Source organism: Rhodococcus ruber NBRC 15591, assembly GCF_001894945.1.
Lineage (GTDB): Bacteria > Actinomycetota > Actinomycetes > Mycobacteriales > Mycobacteriaceae > Rhodococcus > Rhodococcus ruber.
Map to the genome: position 1 here is coordinate 59,761 of NZ_BCXE01000022.1, position 19,701 is coordinate 79,461.

Annotated in this window: 18 protein-coding genes and 1 pseudogene; 12 read left to right on the plus strand and 7 right to left on the minus strand. The window is 72.7% G+C overall.

Annotation, left to right across the window (positions count from 1 at the left end; genetic code table 11):
* Positions 1–120: 120 nt before the first annotated feature.
* Complete coding sequence (locus tag RR3_RS14915) at positions 121–1,356, minus strand: UPF0158 family protein (RefSeq protein ID WP_017682043.1); 1,236 nt, start codon at positions 1,354–1,356, stop codon at positions 121–123.
* Positions 1,357–1,469: 113 nt separating this feature from the next.
* On the opposite strand from RR3_RS14915, the gene RR3_RS14920 reads away from it, so the two are divergent.
* Positions 1,470–2,237, plus strand: coding sequence for an SDR family NAD(P)-dependent oxidoreductase (locus RR3_RS14920; RefSeq protein ID WP_010595961.1), 768 nt, complete (start codon positions 1,470–1,472; stop codon positions 2,235–2,237).
* A 65-nt stretch (positions 2,238–2,302) separates the two neighbouring features.
* Entirely contained in the window at positions 2,303–3,124 is an 822-nt protein-coding gene (locus tag RR3_RS14925) for an alpha/beta hydrolase (RefSeq protein WP_072786461.1), read from the plus strand.
* 145 nt (positions 3,125–3,269) lie between these two features.
* Here RR3_RS14925 and RR3_RS14935 read toward each other — a convergent pair whose 3' ends face one another.
* The gene (locus tag RR3_RS14935; protein WP_017682041.1) at positions 3,270–4,862 is read right to left on the minus strand and encodes a TM0106 family RecB-like putative nuclease; all 1,593 of its coding nucleotides are present in this window, start codon (positions 4,860–4,862) and stop codon (positions 3,270–3,272) included.
* A 106-nt stretch (positions 4,863–4,968) separates the two neighbouring features.
* Between RR3_RS14935 and RR3_RS14940 the strand changes: the two genes are divergently transcribed.
* The 5 genes and pseudogenes from RR3_RS14940 to RR3_RS14960 form a co-directional block, all read left to right on the plus strand.
* Entirely contained in the window at positions 4,969–5,643 is a 675-nt protein-coding gene (locus RR3_RS14940) for a DUF6474 family protein (RefSeq protein ID WP_010595957.1), read from the plus strand.
* Positions 5,644–5,654: 11 nt separating this feature from the next.
* Positions 5,655–6,140, plus strand: a complete 486-nt coding sequence (locus RR3_RS14945; protein WP_010595956.1) for a hypothetical protein — start codon at positions 5,655–5,657, stop codon at positions 6,138–6,140.
* A 31-nt stretch (positions 6,141–6,171) separates the two neighbouring features.
* Entirely contained in the window at positions 6,172–6,750 is a 579-nt protein-coding gene (locus RR3_RS14950) for a copper resistance CopC family protein (RefSeq protein WP_017682038.1), read from the plus strand.
* Positions 6,751–6,766: 16 nt separating this feature from the next.
* Positions 6,767–7,714, plus strand: a complete 948-nt coding sequence (locus tag RR3_RS14955) for a CopD family protein (RefSeq protein WP_064066470.1) — start codon at positions 6,767–6,769, stop codon at positions 7,712–7,714.
* Between the two features lie 11 nt (positions 7,715–7,725).
* Positions 7,726–8,280 (plus strand): annotated as a pseudogene (locus RR3_RS14960) (ABC transporter substrate-binding protein); the annotation flags it as partial.
* On the opposite strand, the gene RR3_RS14965 reads toward RR3_RS14960, so the two are convergent.
* Positions 8,233–8,970: a DUF998 domain-containing protein gene (locus RR3_RS14965; protein ID WP_234420152.1), complete on the minus strand. Its 738-nt coding sequence runs from the start codon at positions 8,968–8,970 to the stop codon at positions 8,233–8,235. The pseudogene RR3_RS14960 and the gene RR3_RS14965 overlap by 48 nt on opposite strands.
* A 206-nt stretch (positions 8,971–9,176) precedes the next feature.
* Between RR3_RS14965 and RR3_RS14970 the strand changes: the two genes are divergently transcribed.
* The 3 genes from RR3_RS14970 to RR3_RS14980 all read left to right on the plus strand — a co-directional run bounded on the left by RR3_RS14970 (position 9,177) and on the right by RR3_RS14980 (position 12,399).
* A complete protein-coding gene (locus RR3_RS14970; RefSeq protein ID WP_064066472.1) occupies positions 9,177–10,094 on the plus strand; it encodes a helix-turn-helix domain-containing protein in 918 nt (305 codons plus the stop codon).
* A gap of 233 nt (positions 10,095–10,327) precedes the next feature.
* Positions 10,328–10,708 carry a PLDc N-terminal domain-containing protein gene (locus tag RR3_RS14975; protein ID WP_017682033.1) on the plus strand — a complete coding sequence of 127 codons (381 nt, stop codon included), beginning with the start codon at positions 10,328–10,330 and terminating at the stop codon, positions 10,706–10,708.
* A 119-nt stretch (positions 10,709–10,827) separates the two neighbouring features.
* Complete coding sequence (locus tag RR3_RS14980; protein WP_064066473.1) at positions 10,828–12,399, plus strand: alpha/beta hydrolase; 1,572 nt, start codon at positions 10,828–10,830, stop codon at positions 12,397–12,399.
* 58 nt (positions 12,400–12,457) lie between these two features.
* Here the strand turns inward: RR3_RS14980 and RR3_RS14985 are convergent, their stop codons facing one another.
* Genes RR3_RS14985 through RR3_RS14995 form a run of 3 tightly spaced genes read right to left on the minus strand, consistent with a single transcriptional unit; the run spans position 12,458 to position 16,987 of the window.
* Positions 12,458–13,096, minus strand: a complete 639-nt coding sequence (locus tag RR3_RS14985) for a UdgX family uracil-DNA binding protein (RefSeq protein WP_371851037.1) — start codon at positions 13,094–13,096, stop codon at positions 12,458–12,460.
* Positions 13,097–13,140: 44 nt separating this feature from the next.
* The gene (locus RR3_RS14990) at positions 13,141–16,329 is read right to left on the minus strand and encodes an acetyl-CoA carboxylase family protein (protein ID WP_064066475.1); all 3,189 of its coding nucleotides are present in this window, start codon (positions 16,327–16,329) and stop codon (positions 13,141–13,143) included.
* A gap of 31 nt (positions 16,330–16,360) precedes the next feature.
* A complete protein-coding gene (locus RR3_RS14995; RefSeq protein WP_064066476.1) occupies positions 16,361–16,987 on the minus strand; it encodes a TetR/AcrR family transcriptional regulator in 627 nt (208 codons plus the stop codon).
* Between the two features lie 228 nt (positions 16,988–17,215).
* Between RR3_RS14995 and RR3_RS15000 the strand changes: the two genes are divergently transcribed.
* Entirely contained in the window at positions 17,216–17,518 is a 303-nt protein-coding gene (locus RR3_RS15000) for a DUF1540 domain-containing protein (protein ID WP_010595945.1), read from the plus strand.
* A 13-nt stretch (positions 17,519–17,531) separates the two neighbouring features.
* On the opposite strand, the gene RR3_RS15005 is transcribed toward RR3_RS15000, so the two are convergent.
* Complete coding sequence (locus tag RR3_RS15005) at positions 17,532–18,125, minus strand: TetR/AcrR family transcriptional regulator (RefSeq protein WP_040272819.1); 594 nt, start codon at positions 18,123–18,125, stop codon at positions 17,532–17,534.
* A 92-nt stretch (positions 18,126–18,217) separates the two neighbouring features.
* Here RR3_RS15005 and RR3_RS15010 point away from each other — a divergent pair, with 92 nt between their 5' ends.
* On the plus strand, positions 18,218–19,693 hold the full coding sequence (locus tag RR3_RS15010) for a flavin-containing monooxygenase (protein WP_064066477.1): 1,476 nt from the start codon (positions 18,218–18,220) through the stop codon (positions 19,691–19,693).
* The last annotated feature ends 8 nt before the right edge of the window (positions 19,694–19,701 follow it).

A 19,701-nucleotide genomic window follows, 5' to 3' on the forward strand; every position in this document is an offset into this window, starting at 1 on the left:
CGGCCGGCGTGCGGCGACGGGATGCGGCGACGACCGAACTGGTCGCACACCGTTGGCCACCGTGGTCCGCCGGCTGACCCCCGAGGGGCACAGACGCTCCCGGCACACCCGCCCGGACCGTCAGCCCACGCGAATACCCGCGTCGGCGAGGAACTCGCGGGCACGACCCAGTCGGCGGTCGGCGGCGAAGGCGTCCCAGGGGCCGGCAAGACCCTCGTGGTGGACGAGGTCACGGAAGCGACGAAAGGCGCCCTTGCCCTCGATCGCCCGCTGCAGCCGCTCCCGCAGCGCGACATCCTGCTGCCGCTCGGCGAAGGCCGCCATGTCGCGCCAACCGTCCCGCGCGCCGGTGCGGTCGAACCGAAGCCACCGGTCGGGCTCGGTCTCGACGTCGACGGCGACGTCTTCCCCGACCATCATCGGGTCGGTACTGCTCTCGTCGTACACCTCCCCGGTGCGCAGATCGATGTACCCACCGGTCGATACGCCCGGATCGCCTTCCAGCGCGGCACTGAGCATCTCGAGGTCGACAGGTAGCACCCGGCCGGTCAGCGACTCGCCGTGCAGACACGCGAGCAGGTCCTCGGCCAGCACCTCGTCACCGGGGCCGCCGCGCCGAGTCAGCCGGTCGATCACCGACAGTGCCACCGGCTCGGCTTCCCGACGCCGCTGCTGCAGGGCCGTCGGTATGCCGGCCCCCACCTGCTGCAGCAAATCGTCGACCTCGTGTCCCCGCACCGCAGCGAGGAAGCGGGGTGCATCTGCAGTCGCCACAGCCGCGCGCAGCTCGGACGGGTCGACCACCTGCTCTCGTGCGGGCCAGGCGTGCACCAGCATGGGATGCGGACGACTCGGTCTGCGCGGCGCTCGGCTCTGCCCGTCGTCGTCGGCCCACCGGCGCCCGTACTGGTCCGGGATGTCGCCCCACCCCCAGTACGGCAGGGGCTTTGTCGGCGCGGTTCCCAGCACTTCCACGGGGTCGACTTTCTCCTTCCCGATCACGCACCGGTGCGTCCAGTCGTCGCCCAGGTCGAAGGTGAACTGGAATTCCGCTCCAGGCTCCAGCAGCCGAGCGACCTCGGACGACTCGATGTCCACCGGCTCCGTGACGGGCCCACCGATCGACCCGGCGATCTCGGCGCCGGTCTGCGCGTCGGTGACCACTCGTCCGCCGGGCAGGATGAACATCGACAGGTGGGAGCGGTCCCATCGAGCGAAGGCATCGTTGATGGCACTGGCCAGGTCCTCGAAGGTGTGCGACGGTCCGACCGCGAAGACGCGGCCGGGCCACGGCCACAGCTGCTCGCCGCGCCCACCGAGCAGCTCCACCGTCACCGACAACCACGTCCGTGCCATCCCCCGAGGATGGCATGCGGTCCGCCGCCGCACCGGACGGAGCTAGCGCGCGCTAAGGTGCCACCGTCGACAAGGCGCACGCCGAACGGTGGCGCCACGAAAGGAGCACGGCAGTGGAAATTCAGGGAACCGCCGCACTGGTCACCGGCGCGGCGTCCGGTCTCGGCGCAGCCACCGCCCAGCGTCTCGCCGACGCCGGCGCGACCGTCTTCGGTCTCGACCTCGCCCAGTCCATCGAACGCGTCGGCGACAAGGCGCCCGCCGGCGTCACCCTCATCGCCACCGACGTCACCAGCGCCGACGACGTGCAGGCCGCTGTCGACCAGATCGTCGCCTCGGGCGTGCCGTTGCGCATCGTCGTCAACTGCGCCGGCGTCGGCTGGGCCGGCCGGGTCCTGTCGAAGAACGGCCCGCACGACCTCGAGCTGTTCCGCACCGTCATCACCGTCAACCTGCTCGGCACGTTCAACGTGCTGCGCCTGGCCGCCGACGCGATGGCCAAGACCGAGCCCGTCGACGAGTACGGCCAGCGCGGCGTCATCGTCAACACCGCCTCCGTCGCCGCGTTCGAGGGCCAGATCGGCCAGATCGCCTACTCCGCCTCCAAGGGCGGCGTCCACGGCATGACCGTCCCCGCGGCCCGCGACCTGGCCCAGTACGGCATCCGGGTCAACACCATCGCCCCCGGCATCGTCGACACCCCGATGCTCGCCGGCGTCACCGAGGAGTACCGCAAGGGTCTCGAGGCGGGCGTGCCCTTCCCGTCCCGCCTCGCCCAGCCGGCCGAGTACGCCCAGCTCGTGCAGATGATCGCGGAGCACGACTACCTCAACGGCGAGACCATCCGCATGGACGGCGCGCTGCGCATGGCGCCGCGATAGGCCGCTCCGCGGCCGGTGTGTCCTTTGGGTTGCCAGGGCCGCCCAAAGGGCACACCATCCAACTCATGCGCCTGCTATGGGTCGTGGTCGTGGTCGCGGTCGTCGCGGTGCTCGCGTCGGCGCTGTGGTTCGGGCAGCGCCGGCTGATCTACCTGCCCGACCGGTCCCCGCCCCCGCCGGCGCAGTCGCTGCTCCCCGGTGCCCGCGACGTGCGGCTGACGACCTCCGACGGGCTCGAACTCGGCGCCTGGTTCGTCCCGGCCCGCGACGCCGCACGCGGCTTCACGGTGCTGCTCGCCTCGGGCAACGGCGGCAGCCGCGTCGACCGCGCCCCGCTGGCGACGGCACTCGCGGAGGCCGGTTTCGCCACCCTGCTCTTCGACTACCGCGGCTACGGCGGCAACCCCGGCCGCCCGAGCGAGGACGGCCTCGCCCGCGACGTGCGCGCCGCCCGGCAGTACCTCCTCGACCGCGAGAACGTCGCTCCGGACCGGCTGCTCTACCTCGGGGAGAGCCTGGGCACCGGCGTGGTGACCGGCCTCGCCGCCGAGCATCCGCCCGCCGGCATGCTGCTGCGCTCACCGTTCGTCGATCTGCCCACAGTCGGCCGGCACCACTACCCGCTGCTGCCCACCGGGCTGATGTGGGACCGCTTCCCGATCGCCGAGACCGTCGCGCGGCTCGACGTGCCGATCACCGTCGTCTACGGGACGGCGGACACGATCGTCCCGCCCGGCCAGAGCGAGGCCGTGGCCGCCGCCGCCCGCCGGCTCGTCGAGAAGGTGGCCCTGCCGGGCGCCGAGCACAACGATCCCGTGATGTTCGGGCCGCCGGTGGTCGACGCCCTGATCCGGCTCGCCGAGGCGGTGCCACCCCCGCAGCAGTGACCCGGTGCCGCCCCGCAGCAGTGACCCGGTGCCGCCCCGCAGCAGTGACCCGGTGCCGCCCCGCAGCAGTGACCCGGTGCCGCCCCGCAGCAGTGACCCGGTGCCGCCCCGCAGCAGTGACCCGGTGCCGCCCCGCAGCAGTGACCTACAGGTCCGAGATGTGCGGGATCTCGTGCACCGCACGCTCGCTCATCCACTCACGGAGCACCTTCGTGGCGATCACGTCGTCCTCGTTGTACTCGAGCAGCCGGCGTCGCTGCTGCGGGTCCGGGTCCCCGTCGTAGCCGACTGCCTCGCGGTACCAGCTCATCGACGCCTCGCCGCCGGCCTCCTCGTCGCGCCAGCGGTGACCCGCGATCGGTGCGATCTTCTTGAGGCCCTTGCCGTTCGGGCACACGAACTGGTCGGTGACGACCTGGTAGATGTCCACCCACTGCGGCGAGTCGATGAACTCGCGCACCTCGGCCTCGCTCGGCACCCCCGGGAACCCGGCGAACCGCCGAGCCGAACCGAGTAGCCACTTGTCCTCCGCGGTACGTGAATAACAATAGGCCGCAAAGGTTTTCCCGCTCGCCGCAGCGGCGGCCCGCTCCGCGGACAGCCACGTCCAGAACTCGGCGAACGAGCGCGCCTCGTCGTCGGTCGGTACCGGATCCCAGCTGACGAACGCCCGGTACGCGGAGATCCCGTCGACGTTGAGCAGCGTGCCCCACAGGTACGCACCGTGCTCGTGGTAGCTCTCCATGTCGATGTCGATCTCGATGTCCGCCCGGCGCACGTGCACGTGGTCGTGCCGTCGCACCAGCGGCGCACCCGCCAGCCACGCCTTGGCCACCACGACGGTGTCCTCGAACGAACCCTGCGGCCAGACCTCGGGCGGGTCCCCCTCCCAGCGCGCCAGCTCGTCGATCGTGTGCACACCCAGCTCGCGCAGCACCGTCGCGCGTTGCCCCGGGGCAACCAGCGACACGTCGTGCGTCGCACTCAGCTGCTCGCGGCACCGCGGCCACCACGGGCAGGTCTTGCACTCCCCGATCTGCGACGGCTCCGTCGGGGTCTCGCCCCGCGCGATCGCGAGCCGGTCGGCGAGCCGGGCGTCGTAGTCCTCGAGGATTGCGCCGAGGTCGTGCACGAGGATGCAGTCCCCGCCGTACCCGATGGCGCCGCCGACCTGTGCCGGGCTGGCCAGGCCGTGACGCTCGAGCATCCGGTACAGGTGAGCCACCCGCATCTGGTCGCGCACCTGACCGCGCACCTTGCGGGTCTCGTCGACCGCCGGTTCCCACACGAACAGCCCCGAGGTCGTCGCACCGCGGCCCGGGTCGGTGACCTTGTGATTGACCACGATCACCGGGATGTAGCCGCCGCGCTCGACGTCGCGCAGCAGGATCTCGGCCCGGCCCCGCCGACCGGTGTCGGGCTCCGCCGGCAGGACCGCCCCCCAGATCCGGTCCGCGCCGCGACGGCACGCGTCGAGGGTGGCGTCGGCGCGCCGCGACGCCGGGCCCTCGGGGTCGATCCGCACCCACCCACCGGGGTGGGCGTCGAACAGCCGCTGCCGCACGGCCTCGCGGTGAGTGGCCGCCGCCTCCTGCCGCTGCTTGGCTCCCGGGTGCTCCGGAGCCGCGCTCAACTCGTCCGGAAAGGCCGCGTCCAGATGGACCCGGTGCCGGCACCGGGTCAGCGCGCTCGCCTCGATCAGGGCCGGCGAGGTCCGCCTCTCGCTGGATACGTTCACACTGAAGAACAGTATTCGTCCACCTAGGGTCAACCGGAAACGGCCGTCACGGATAGGCTGATCGTGGCGCCGTGGGTGCCGTACACCGAATGGAGGGTCCTGTTCGATGGCGTTGTTCAGCAGGCGGAAGCGCCGCGCCACCCGCAAGGCGGAGGCGAAGGCTCTCAAGCACAAGGCGAAGCTCGAGGCCAAACTCAACGCGAAGAACCAGCGCCGGCGCGACCGCCGCCTGGCGAAGGCCGAGATCAAGGCGGCCAAGGCGCAGGTCAAGGCGGACAAGGCACTGATCGCCGCGCAGTCCCGGGTCGAGAAGCAGCAGATCGCCACGCTCAAGGCCCAGGAGAAGGCGGCCGCGCAGAAGGGCTTCACCGCGGCGAAGGTCCGGCGCTACCTGGCCGTCGTGCGACTGCTCGCACCGGTACTCGTGCCGCTGGTGTACCAGGGGGTGACCGCGCTGCGCGGCCAGCTCGACGCCGCGCGCGCCCAGCGCATGGGCGTCGCCGTCGACCAGCTCGGCGAGTACACCGGTCACGGCGCGCACCTGAGCGCCCGCATCGCCGGGGCCGAGAAGTCGCTCGCCGAGATCCTCGAGCGCCATCCCAAGGACGCCGAAACCCAGAAGTTCGCCGACGCCATCCGGGGCCGCCTCAGCGACCTGACGGCGGCGGTGCACGCGGCCGAGCAGATGCCGGCGCCGCGCCGCAAGGCCGCACATGCCGGTATCTCGCGGGAACTGGACGGCATCGAGGCCGACCTGCTGGCCCGGCTCGGCGTGCGCTAGCGACGACCACCGTGGCACCCGGCTCGACCCTGCGCGGCACCGCCGCGGGAGCGCTGACCGCCGCCCTGGCGGTCGCCGCCCACGGCAGTGCGGGCGGCGGCGTGCCCGGCAACGCCGAGGTGACGCTGCTCGTCGCCGTCGCGGCCGGGGTCGGGCTCGTCGCGGCCCACCTGCGCGCGGTGCCCACCATCGTGGTGCTCGCGGGCGGGCAGGCCGCGACGCACCTGGTGCTCGCCGCGGTGACGACGGGTCACCTGCACACGTCGGTGCCGATGCTCGCCGCGCACACCGTCGCGGTCGTCGCGTGCGCGGCCCTGCTCGAGGCGGCGCAACGCCTGTGCGGGCCGCTGACCCGGGCGGTGCGGGCCGCGTGGCTCACCGTGCCCCCTCGCGTCGAGGCGGTTCGGACGCTGCTGCCGCCCGCGACGGTGCGGCCGGTCGCGGCGGCGCGGGCGGCACCGGGCATCTCCCGGCGGGGGCCGCCCGTCGCGGCATGACCGCGACCGACCCCCTCGAAGAGAGAAATCCATGAACATCCCGAACACCGTCGCCGCGCGCCGGCGACAGACCCCCCTCGTCCTCGCCCAGCTCGCTGGGCTCCTCGGCGCGGTCGCGGCAGCGTTGCTGTTCGCTGCCGGGCCGGCGGCCGCGCACTCGGTCGTCATCGCCAGCACACCCGCGCCGGGCGAGCAGATCGCCCAGGGTCCCGAGCGCGTGAGCCTGACCTTCAACGAGGCCCTGCAGGAATCCTTCGCCGCCCTGACCGTCGTGGGTCCGGACGGCAACCTGTGGTCCAAGGGCGATCCCCTCGTCGAGGACGCCACGGTGTCCGTGGCGGTCGGTGATCTCGGACCGGCCGGCGAGTACACCATCGCCTACCGGGTGACCTCCGCGGACGGGCATCCCGTCACCGGCACCCAGGTCTTCACCCTCACGCAGGACGGTCCGGGCGCTCCCGGTGCGGCGGCGGCCGCCGCCGGTGCCGCGGCGCCCGCGTCCGACAGCGACGAGGACAGCGGCCCGGCCGTGTGGATCTTCGTCGTCGTGGGCGTCGTCGTCCTCGCCGGCGTGCTGTGGTTCGTGCTGCGCAAGCCGAAGAAGGCCTGACGCCGGTGGCCGGGCGTTGACGACGAGCGGTACCGGCACCGCCGCGCACCGCGCGTGGTTGCTCACCGCCGGCGCCGGCGCCACCGCGGGCGTCGCCGCCGGCTGGCTGTTGGCGAACCCGGCCGCGTCGAGCTGGGTCCGGGCGTTGTCGCTGTGTCTCGGTGCGACGGTTCTCGGCCTGGCCGCGCTCGGAGTCATGGTGCGCGACGAGCGGCGGCCCGGCGTCGCCCCCGCCGACCTCTGGCGCGCGATCGCCGGGCTCGGCGGATTCTGGGTCCTGACGGAGGCCGTGCAGCTCGTGCTGCAGGCCGCGGACACGACGAACGTCCCCGTGTCGCGGCTCGGGCTGTCGCGCTTCGCGGAGTATCTCGGCAACGCGGGCACCGGCCGGATCGGGGTGGCCGCACTGGTGTGCGCGCTGGCGTGCACGGTCGTCGCGGCGCTCGCGTATCGCCGGTCGGCGACGTGGTCGACGGTGCCGGTCCTCGTCGCCGCGGCGCTGGCGGTCATCGCCCGGCCGGTCACCGGGCACATGTCGCAGCAGACCCTCGGATCGCTGCTCGACGCCGCGCACGCGCTCGCTGCGGCGCTGTGGTTCGGCACGCTCGTCGCGCTGGCCCTGACGGTCCGGTCCCGCGGGGCGTGGGCCCGGCTGCTCCCCCGCTACTCGGTGCTCGCGGTGCGCTGCGTCGCCGTGCTCGCCGCGACGGGCGTCGTCGACGCGGCCGTTCGGCTCGGCTCGGTCGCGGCCCTGATCGACACCGGTTACGGGCGCATCGTGCTGGCCAAGGCGGTGACCCTGCTGGCACTGCTGGCGCTGGCGTGGTGGTGGCGACGGACGTGGGTGCCGGCCGCGACCGCGCACCGGGTCACCGCGGAGGTGTCGCTGCGCAACGCGGTGCTCGAGGTCGCCGCGACGTCGGTCGCGTTCGGGCTCGCGGCGGCGCTGGCCACCAGCGCCTGAACCGCCCGCGAATCTTCGACGAGCTGGCCTCCGGGCGCTTCGACGTCGTCGCCTCCGGCACCACCGTCACCGAATCGCGCCGGGAGCGGGCTGCGTTCTGCGCGCCGTATTTCGGGTCCGGGCAGTCCGTGGCGGTGGACACCGCCCGTCATCCCGCGGTGCGAGGGGTGGCGGACCTGGCAGGCCTGACCGTCGTGGTGCAGCAGGGCAACACCAGCGAGCCGGTGGTGAAACGCCTTCTCGCCGAAGGCCGTATCGGCGGGATCCGGGTGTATGCGTACCACGAGATCGACCGTGCCCGGGACGAGCTGTCGACCGGCGGCTGCGACGCCTTCATGAAACTCGGTCCCGTGCTGAGGTGGCTCACGCGCGTCCGCCCCCACGTCGACGTCGTCGAGTACGACATCACCCGCGAGGAGATCGCGCTCGCGGTGCGCCTCGGCGACGACGTGCTGCGCGGTGAACTCGAGGATGCGCAGCGTGCGCTCGCGCAGGACGGCACGCTCGGTGCGCTGGTCTCACGCCGGCTCGCCCCGGGCGACGGCACGTCGCTCGGCATGCGATGACGCCGGGTGGCCGGCGAGCAGGACGACCGCCAGCACCGCGATCCACAGCACGAACGCACCGAACATCACCCGTTCGACCGCGCCCATGCCGGGGGTGGGTTCGGCGGCGGCGACGGCCGGGACGTACCGGCCCGTCCACGCGCCGAACACGAGGATCACCGCGACCGTGCCGGCCGAGTACACCCGGAACCAGGTGCCGAAGGCCGCGGCCGCGAATCCGATGAGCGCGCACCACAGCGACACCGTCACCACGCTGAGCGCCAGGTGCATGGTGTCGGCGAGCGGCATCGCTGCCCCGGCCTCGATGTCCTCGCGTCCCGTCATCGGGAACGGCAACCACAGCGGTCCCACGAATGCGTAGGCCACCAGGAGAACTCCCGCGATGCGCAGGGGGCGGACGCCGCGGCCCGTGCGCCACACACCGATCCCGAAGGCGACGATCAGCGCGTCGTACACGAATCCCGCGACGGTCAGGGGCGCCCGGGTCGGCGCGCCGATCGACGTCAGCTCGCTGATCGCCTGATCGAAGCGGTTGTAGCCGTCGTAGAGGGCGGCCGCGAGTACCTCGTGCGCCCCCACGTACAGCAGCGACGACACGATCCCGCAGGCGAGCAGCACCGTCGATGCCGTGTCCGGACGTCGCGGACCGTCGCGCCGGAGCTGGGGTGTGTACGGATCAGGAGTGGACACCGTCGGCCTCCCGGGACGCCGACTCGGCGGTGCGGGCGCCCGCTGGGTCCAGCATGATCCGGCCGGGGAGGCGACGCCAGAGACCTTCGTCCCCGATCGTCCGCCGAGTGTGAGCTGTCCGTCTGCCCGTATGCCATGCCACGGCCGGTGCCGCGTGCCACGCTGACGCACCGGGCCACGGACGCGCCGAGGCGGAAGGAGCGACGGTGTATCGGAAGATCGAACTGCGGGGCCGGCACGGCTTCGAGGCGATGGCCCCCGATGCCGGGAACCGCACCGAGCTGTCCGTCCCCGACGTGACGCAGTTCCGGTTCCGGATGGAGATCTGCGACGTCGGGGCGCTCACCGTCGGCCGGGTGCAGATATCACCGCATCGTGCTCTGCCCGGCCTCGTCGAGGACGGCGAGGTCGCCAACCTGTGTCTGATGCTGTCCGGCAAGCAGGTGGTCGACGACGGGACGACCCGCGTGCACATCGAGGTCGGCCGGATCGTCCTGCAGGTCGGGTGGAACCGATACGAGGCCGTGGATGCGGACGGGTCGGACCTTCTCCTCGTGCGCATCCCCCGGCACCGGCTCGAAGAACGCGGACTCGATCTCGAGGAGACGTCCGTGACGTTCGGGCCGGCAAAGCCCACCATGTCGGTGCACGCGCTCAATGCGGTGGGGATGACCATGCTTCGTGAACGCGGTCGCCACAACACGACCGCGGCCCCCCGCAGCGTGGAGAACGCCCTGATCGAGCTCGTCGTGGGTCTGCACCACGAGTCGCTCGGGTACGGCGCCGATTCGGGTGAGCTGCGTGGCAGCGTCTACGCCCGCGCCCTCACCCTGATCCGAGCCCATCACCACGACCCGACGCTGACCCCCACCGTGATCGCGGAACGCCTGCAGCTGTCGTTGCGAAGCCTGCAGCGCGCGTTCGCAGCCCACGACACCACGGTGGCGTTCCAGATCCGGCGGCTGCGCGCGCACCGCGCGGCGGCGCTTCTGCAGGAACCCGGCTATACCCGCACAACGGTCGCCGAGATCGCCGCGATCACCGGTTTCGCGTCCAGCGCCGAGCTGCGTCGCGCCCTGCGCACGGTGCGCGGGGTGAGTCCGGCGGAGCTGCGACCACGCTGAGCTCGACCACGCTGAGCTCGACCACGCTGAGCTCGACCACGCTGAGCTCGACCACGCTGGCTCGACCACGCTGAGCGCGATCGCCCACGGAATGGGCGTGGTGCATTTCGCGCCACCGCCGCACATTCCGCGTCGCCGTGTTCCAATGTGCGGCGAAGACGGTGTACCTGTTTGCGTCCGGGTGTCCTTTCCGTCCGTTTCCCGGGCACCTCCGAACCTGAAGGGCGTGTGTGATGCTGGATTCGTTGTGGGACCTGTTGTGGTACACGCTGGTCGTCTTCGCGTTCGTCGCGTACCTGCTGATCCTGTTCCAGGTGCTGACGGACCTGTTCCGTGATCGCTCCACGTCCGCCGTGGTCAAGGTCGTGTGGATCATCTTCCTGATCGTCCTGCCGTACCTGACCGCCTTCGTCTACCTGCTGGTGCGGGGCCGCGGCATGGCCGAGCGGTCCGCCGCCGCCCACGACGCGGCCCAGCACGCCGCCGACGACTACATCCGCAAGGTGGCCGGACGATCCCCCGCCGCCGAGATCGCCGAGGCCCAGGCCCTGCTCGAGGCCGGGACGATCACCGGCGACGAGTTCGACCGGCTCAAGGCCAAGGCCCTGCGCTGACCGCCGCGGCCGAACTCGAGCACGAGCGGGCGGGCGCGCCGCGCGCTCGGCTGCGCAGCTACGGGCGCCGGTTCCACCCGGTCGGCCTGGGGCTGGCGCTGCTGTTCTTCGTGGGGTCGATGACGCCGTCGCTGCTGCCGCGCGTGTGGTACCTGCAGGCGGTCGCGACGGGAATCAGCGTCGCCATCGGCTACGGGGTGGGCTGCCTGATCGCCTGGGTGGTCCGGCGCTGCGGCGTCGAGCCGCACTGGTCCGAGCGGACCCGGCGGATCGGCTGGTGGGTGCTCGCCGGCGCGGCGCTGGTCCTGGCGCCGACCTTCCTGGTGCTCGGGTCGTGGTGGCAGCAGATCGTCCGCGATCTGGTGGGCGTGCCGCGAGCGCAGCGCGCCTTCTACCTGCTGGTGCTGCTGATCGCGCTGGCCGTCGCGTTGCTGCTGCTCGCGGCGGCCCGCGCCGTGCGCCGGGGCACCGACCGGTTGACCCGCTTCGCCGGCCGGTTCGTGCCCGGGCCCGTCGCCCGCGTGGCCGCGGTGCTCGTCGTCGTGGTGCTGGCGGTGTTCGTGCTCGACGGCGCCGTCGACCGGGTCCTGCTCGGCGTCGCGGAGCGGTCGGCGGCCGTCGCCGACACGGGCACCGCCGAGGGCGTCACCCAGCCCCAGCTGACGGAACGGTCCGGGTCGCCGGCGTCGAACGAGCCGTGGGACAGCCTCGGCCGGGAGGGCCGCACCTTCGTCGCGGGCGGCCCGGCCGCCGAGCAGATCGAAGCCGTCACCGGCGCGCCCGCGCGCACCCCGATCCGGGTGTACGCCGGCCGCGAATCCGCGGACTCCGTCGAGGGGATCGCCGAGCGGGTCGTCGCCGAACTCGAACGCACGAACGCGTTCGACCGCCGGGTGCTGGCGGTGGTGACCACCACCGGCCGCGGCTGGGTGAACGCGAACGTCGCGGGGGCCTTCGAGTACGTCAACGGCGGGGACTCGGCGATCGCCGCCATGCAGTACTCGTTCCTGCCCAGCGCGCTGTCGTTCGTCGCCGACCGCGACACCCCGCAGCAGGCCGGGCGGGCGCTGTTCGAGGCGGTGTACCGGCAGTGGTCGGCCCGGCCCGAGGGGCAGCGCCCGAAGCTGGTGGTGTTCGGCGAGAGCCTCGGCTCGTACGGCGGGCAGGCGGCGTTCGCGTCGGGACAGGACATCGTGGCGCGCACCGACGGGGCGCTGCTGGTGGGCACCCCCAACTTCGCGCAACCGTGGGGCCGGATCACCGCGGACCGCGACCCCGGTTCCCTCGAGCGGCTGCCCGTGGTGGACGACGGCCGGAACATCCGGTTCGCGTCCCGGCCCGACGACGCGGACCTGCCGGGGCCGTGGGAGTTCCCCCGCGTGGTGTTCTGGCAGCACGCGAGCGATCCGATCACCTGGTGGTCGTTCCGGTTGCTGCTGCAGCGGCCGGACTGGCTGCGCGAACCGCTCGGCCCGGATGTGGACCCCGGGATGCGCTGGCTGCCGTTCGTCACGTTCTGGCAGGTCACGCTGGACATGGTGTTCTCCGCGGACGTGCCGTCCGGGTTCGGGCACGCCTACGGTCCCGAGGCTGCCGAGCTGTGGGCGGACATCCTGGCCCCCGCAGGCTGGGACGGGGCCGCGACCCGGCGGGTGCAGGACGCCCTCGCCGGGACGGACCCCGACGACTGAACCATGGACGACTGAACCACGGACGACTGAACCACGGACCGGCGCTGCGGCAGGATGCCTACAGCACGCCGGCGGCCACCCTCAGGTCGGCGACCAGCCCGGCGAGCGCCTCCTCCCGCTGCGCGCTCGGTCCGCGCAGGATCGCCGACGGGTGGATCGTGGCGACGACGGCCGGATCCGACGGGACCCGCACGTCCGGGTGCAGGATCTCCCCGCGGTGGGCGGTCACCCGGAACGACGGCCCGAGCAGCGACTGGGCCGCGGTGGCGCCGAGGCACACGAGCACGTCGGGTCGCACGGCCTGCAGCTCGGCGACCAGCCAGGGCCGGCACGCGACGATCTCGCCGCGCGCCGGTTTCTTGTGGATGCGGCGCCCGCCGGCCGCGGCCCGCTCGAACTTGAAGTGCTTGACCGCGTTGGTCACGTACACCTCGTCGCGGTCGATGCCCGCCTCCTCGAGCGCCCGGTCGAGCAGCCGCCCGGCGGGGCTGACGAACGGCTCCCCCGCGCGGTCCTCCTGATCGCCGGGCTGCTCGCCGACGAGCACGAGCCGGGCGCTCGCCGGTCCGGCGCCGAACACGGTGCGTTCGGCGTTCCGGTACAGCTCGCACCCGCGGCAGTCGCCCGCCGCGGCGGCGAGCTCGGCCAGGTCGGTGCTGTCCGGCACGAACTCCTCGGCTCCCGGTTGCCTGCTCACCGCCACCTCCCTCACGTCGGTGCCGGACGGGTACCCAGCCCGGCTCAGGACATGCGCAGCCGCGACACCCAGGCCCGAGTGTCGCCGGGATCGATGACGTCGTCGAGCTCGAAGATCGTCGCGGCCTGCAACGCCTTGCCGTGCTGGTAGGCGGCGGCGACGAGCTGCGCGAACAGTTCGTCGCGCGCGGCCTGATCGGGTGCGGCCTCGAGTTCCTTGCGGAAGCCGAGCCGCACCGCGCCCTCGAGTCCCATGCCGCCGATCTCGCCGGTGGGCCATGCCACCGTGAACTCGGGGGCGTGGAAGGAGCCGCCGGCCATCGCCATGGCGCCGAGACCGTAGCCCTTGCGCAGGATGATCGTGCCGAACGGGACGGTCAGGCGCGCACCGGCGACGAACAGCCGGCCGAACCGGCGGACCGTGGCCTCCTTCTCCGACTCGGGCCCGACCATGAATCCCGGTGTGTCGCAGAGGCTCACGACGGGCATGCGGTGCGCCTGGCACAGTTCGAGGAAGTCGGCGGCCTTGTCGGCGGCCTCGGCGTCGATCGCGCCGCCGAGGTGGTGGCTGCTGTTGGCGAGCACCCCGTACGCCGCGCCCTCGACGCGGATCAGGGCGGTGACGATGCCGACGCCGTAGTCGCCGCGCAGTTCGAGCACGGAGCCGACGTCGGCGATTGCGTCGATCGCGGCGCGCACGTCGTAGGCGCGCAACCGGTTCTCCGGAACCGCGTGCCGCGCGAGCCGCGGATCGGGGGCCTGCCAGTCGTCCGCCGCGGTGGTGAAGTAGCCGAGGTACTGCCGGGCCAGTTCGACGGCGTGCGCCTCGTCGCGCGCGGCGAGGTGTACGACGCCGTTGCGGCGCTGCACGTCGACCGGGCCGATGTCCTCGGGCCGGAAGACGCCGAGGCCGCCCCCTTCGATCATCGCGGGCCCGCCCATGCCGATGTTGGCCTCGGGGGTGGCGATCAGCACGTCGCACACGCCGGCGAGGGCGGCGTTGCCGGCGAAGCACCGACCGGAGACCACCGCGATCGTCGGCACGCGCCCGCGCAGGGCGGCCATCGCCCGGAACGTCGACAGTTCCAGGCCCTGGCCGGGTCCGGCGTCGACGTCGCCGGGGCGTCCGCCGCCGCCCTCGGCGAACAGCACGAGCGGCACCTCGCGTCGTGCGGCGAGCTCGAGCAGCCGGTCGGTCTTGGCGTGGTTGCGCATGCCCTGCGTGCCGGCGAGGACGGTGTAGTCGTAGGAGAGCACCACCGATTCGGCGCCGTCGATGCGGGCGAGACCGCCGACGAGGCCGTCGGCGGGGGTGTTGGCGATCAGGTCCTCTTCGCTGCGCCGGCTGCGCTGCGCGGCGAGCACGAGCGGCCCGTACTCGACGAAGGTGCCGTCGTCGACGAGGTCGGCGATGTTCTCCCGCGCGGTGCGGCGGCCGATCCGGTGCCGTTTGGCCACGGCGTCGGGGCGGGCGGCGTCGAGGGTGCGCTCGTGCCGGTCCCGGATCTCGGCGAGGTCGTCGCGTACGGCGTCGAGGTCCCGCGCGTCCCCGTCGCCGGTGGCCGCGTCGCCGGACCCGGCGCGCACCACAGCGAGCACCTCCCCCGGTTGCACGGTCTGTCCGGGCCGCACCAGCAGCCGCACCACGGTGGCGGGTCCGGACGCGGACACCACGTGCTGCATCTTCATCGCCTCGAGCACGACGACGGGGGCGCCCGCGGTGAGCGCGTCGCCGTCGGCGGCGGTCTCGACGACGGTGCCGACCATGTCGGCACGCACCGCCTCCTCCCCGGCGTGCAGTTCCGGTGCGACGACGGGTGCGTCGTCGGGGCCGGCGACGGCGAGGTCGGCGATCCGCTCGTCCAGCCACGACGTGTGCACGTCGCAGGCGGCGAAGTCCTTGTCGCGCAGAATGTTCTGCAGGAAATCGGTGTTGGTGGCGACCCCGGCGACGAGCAGGTCCCCGAGTGCGGCGTCCGTCTTGCGCAGCGCCGCGGCGAAGTCGTCGATGCGGGTGTGGGTGATCACCTTGGCCAGCAACGAGTCGTAGCGCGGGCTGGTCGTCAGCCCGGGACGGCCGTAGGTGTCGACGCGGATGCCCGGGCCGGTGGGCGGGGTGAACGCGGTGAGCGTGCCGGACGCGGGTACGGCCCGCCCGTCCGGGCGCATGGCCTCGGTGTTGACGCGGGCCTGGACGGCAATGCCCTGTGCGGCGGCGGGCTCGCCGCGCACCCCGGCGCCGTCGGCGGTGACGCCGCCGGGCAGGCCGAGTTCGCCGAACCGGGCACCGCGGGCGATCGCCACCTGCGTCGCGACGAGGTCGATTCCGGTGACCTCCTCGGTCACCGTGTGCTCCACCTGAATTCGCGGGTTCACCTCGAGGAACACCGCCTGATCGCCGGCGACGAGGAACTCGACGGTGGCGAGACCGCGGTACCCTACCGACGCGCAGAGCCGGGCCGCGGCCTCGTGCAGCGCGCGTCGCACGGTCGCGTCGAGCCGTTGCGCGGGAGCGACTTCCACCAGTTTCTGGTGGCGCCGCTGCACGCTGCAGTCCCGGTCGCCGAGCGCGAGGGCCCGCACCCCGCCCGCGTCGTCGGCCGCGGCGACGATCTGCACCTCGATGTGCCGGGCCCGGTCGCACAGGGCCTCGGCGAACAACGCGCCGTGGCCGAAACCGTGTTCCGCCTCCGTGGTACACGCGCGGAAGGCGTCGTCGAGGGTCGCTACGTCGCGCACCACCCGCATGCCGCGGCCGCCGCCGCCGGCGAGGGCCTTGAGGACGATGCCGCCGGGGTGGGCGGCGAGGAAGTCGCGGGCCGCGCCGACGGTGACGCCCCCGTCGGTGGCGGGCAGCACGGGCACCCGGGCGGCGACGGCGGCGCGGCGGGCGGCGGCCTTGTCGCCGAAGACCCGCAGCACCTGCGGGTCGGGTCCGACGAACGTCACCCCGGCCGCGGCGCAGGACTCGGCGAATTCGGCGTTCTCGCTGAGGAATCCGTATCCGGGGTGGACGAGGGTGCAGCCGGTCTCGGTGGCGGCGCGCAGCAGGGCGGCGCCGTCGAGGTAGGCGGCCGGCCCGGCGCCGGTCAGCGCGACGGCGCGTGTTGCGGCGGCGACGTGGGGACTGTCGGCGTCGTCCTCGGCATACACGGCGACGGTGTCGATGCCGAGTTCGGTGGCGGAACGGACGACGCGCAGCGCGATCTCGCCGCGGTTGGCTACGAGCAGCATGGGTGTCGGGGGTCCTGTCGGTCGGGGCCGGTCAGCGGAAGCCGATGAGCCGTTCGGACATCGCGATCATGTCGTCGATGTAGGAGAGCTGTTCCTGTCTCGGGGCGTCGAGCAGGCGCACCGCGCCGACGCGCTGGGCGTCGACGAGGGTGCGCGCGATCCGTTCGGGATGCGCGCTGAGCGTGACGTCGCCGGTGGCGTCGATACGCTCGACGAAGCGGACGTAGCGCCCGACGAGCCGCTCGCGCACGCTCTCCCATTCCGTGCCCACCTCGTCGTCGAGGCGGGCACGGTGCTCGATCAGCTCGAGGATGCGGCCGTTGACGTACATGGACTCGATGGAGGCCCGGGTCGTCGTGCGCAGCACCTCCCGCAGGTCGTCCACCGTCGGCCCCTCCACGTGCTGGGCGTCGAGGAACTGCCGGCACACGAGGGTGGCGAGGGCGCGGAACACCTCCTCCTTGGACGAGAAGTACGCGTAGAAGGTGGCGCGGGAGACGGCGGCGCGTTCGGTGATCACCGCGACGGTGGTGCGCTCGTACCCGAGTTCGCCGAAGCAGTCGCGGGCGGCGTCGAGCAGCTCCCGCCGGCGGGGTCCGTCGCTGTCGCGTCGCGCGGATCGGGCCCGTTCCTGGGCTTCGCTCGTGGTCACCCGCACAGCATGCGTCGACGTTGACGTCAATGTCAACGGACGTGGGGCGCCCGGCGACCGGGACCCGAGCCGGGGCACGACGCGACCCGGCAGGTATTGCGCAACATCGGCGTGCCCGAAATAGGCGGCGTATCAACGACATCCGTTGTCCGAGCACCCTGTTCGGAGGCACGGTGCGGCACTAGCATGGTGGGCAGCCCTCAGTGGACACCCCCCTTTCGGGAAGGTTCGATCATGACCACGATGGAAATGCCGCACGTCACCGAGTGCAGCGTCAGCACCTGCTCCTACAACCACGACGGCTGCCACGCCTACGCCATCAACGTCGCCGGCCACAACGGCAGCGCCGACTGCGAGACGTTCATCCCGCTGTCGACTAAGGGCGGCCTGGACACCGTCACCAGCATGGTCGGCGCCTGCCAGCGCGCCGACTGCATGCACAACCAGGATCTCGAGTGCACCGCGAGCGAGATCCGGGTCGGCGGCAGCGGCAGCGGCGAGCACGCCGCCAACTGCCTGACCTACCAGGCCCGGTAACGGATCGAACCGTTCACCGTCCCACTCCCAGCACTGCCCGCACGGCGCCGGTGAGGGCCGCGGCCGGCAGGTCGGGGGTGATCGCGCGCTGCAGGCCGAGGCCGATGCCGAGCCCGAGCAGCATCGTCGCCGCCTGCTCGGGCTCGATCGCCGGTTCGAGGCCGAACCGTGCGGCGAGCGACCGGATCAGTTCGGCGATCAGGGTCCGCACCCCGGCGGCCCCGGCCGCGATGCGGGAGCGGATCTCCTCGTCGTGCCGCGAGCGCACCGAGAATTCGATCTCGAGCAGGGTCCAGCGCCGGTCGCCGATGGTGCGCTCGGCCCAGGCGCCGAAGGCGGCCACCACGTCGTCGAGCGACGCACCGGCCTCGAGCGTCGCGGCGATCTCCCCCATGCGCTCGGCCCGGATCCGGTCGAGCACCGCGAAACACAACTCGTCCTTGTTGCGGAAGTTCGAGTACACCGCGCCCTTGGAATAGCCGGCGTCCTCGGCGATCTGCTCGAGCGACGCCGCGCTGTAACCGCGGTCGAGGAAGTGCTCGGTGGCCGTGGCGAGCAGCTCCTCGCGCGTGCGTGCCTGGGTCTGCTGCCGGGTCTGTCGTGCCACGACTCGACGGTACCGGAGCGACCCGAATTGGGATACTGTGGTTATCCGAATACCGACGGTATTCGGACTGGACGCAGACGAGAGGCGACACGATGGACGAACACCGGGTGGTGGTGATCGGTGCCGGGATCTCCGGCATCGGCGCGGCGATCGCCCTGCGACGGCGCGGCATCACCGACGTCGTCGTCCTCGAGAAGGCCGACAGCCTCGGCGGGACGTGGCGCGCCAACACCTACCCGGGCTCCGCGTGCGACGTGCCGTCGCTGCTGTACTCGTACTCGTTCGCGCGGAACCGCGACTGGAGCCGCCTGTTCGCCGGGCAGCCGGAGATCCGCGACTACATCGAGCACACCGCCGCCGCACAGGGCGTGACGTCCCACGTCCGGTTCGGCGTCGAGGTGCTGAGGGCGGACTGGGACGACGTCGACGCCCGCTGGACGCTCGCCACCACCGCCGGCACCGTCCGGGCGCGTTTCCTCGTCGCCGCCGCGGGGCCGTGGAACGAACCGCTCGTGCCCGAGATCCCCGGTCTCGACCGCTTCCCCGGCGAGGTGTTCCACTCCGCGCGCTGGAACCACGACTACGACCTGCGCGGCAAACGGGTCGCCGTCGTCGGCACCGGCGCCTCGGCGGTCCAGTTCGTCCCCGAGATCGCTCCCGACGTCGCACGCCTGCACCTGTACCAGCGGACGGCGCAGTGGGTGCTGCCCAAACCCGACCGGCACCTGTCCGCGGCCGAACGCCGGCTGCTCACCCGTCTCCCGGGTGCGCGACGGCTGGTCGAGGCGATCGAATACGGCCTGATGGAGGCCCTCGGCCTCGGCTTCCGGCACCCGTGGCTCATGCGCCGGCTGCAGTGGATCGGCCGGGCGCAGCTCCGCGCGCAGGTGCGCGACCCGCGGCTGCGCCGGGCCCTGACCCCCGACTACACCCTCGGCTGCAAGCGGCTGCTCATGTCGAACACCTACTACCCCGCCCTGACCCGGCCCAACGTCGAGGTCCACCCCGCGGCGGTGCAGGAGGTCCGCGGCTCCACCGTGATCGCCGGGGACGGCAGCGAAGCCGAGGTCGACGCGATCGTCTTCGGCACCGGCTTCCACATCCTCGACATGCCCATCGCGCGCCGGGTGTTCGACGGGCAGGGCCGCAGTCTCGACGAGCACTGGCAGGGCAGCCCCCGGGCGTACCTCGGCTCGTCCGTCGCGGGCTTCCCCAACGCGTTCGTCCTGCTCGGACCGAGCCTGGGCACCGGCCACACCTCGGCCTTCCTCATCCTCGAAGCCCAGCTCGACCACGTCGTGACGGCCATCGACACGGCCCTGCGCCGCGGCTGGCGCACCCTCGAGGTGCGCCGGGAGGCCCAGGACGCCTTCGACGACGAGGTTCAGGCCGCCCTTCCGGGCACCGTCTACAACTCCGGCGGATGCCGCAGCTACTTCTTCGACGTCAACGGCCGCAACAGCTTCAACTGGCCGTGGTCGTCGGCCGCGCTCCGGCGCCGGGTGTCGGCGTTCGACCCGGACGTCTACGCCGTCACGCGCGACGACGAGCGCGTGTCCGCCGGGTGATCCGGGCC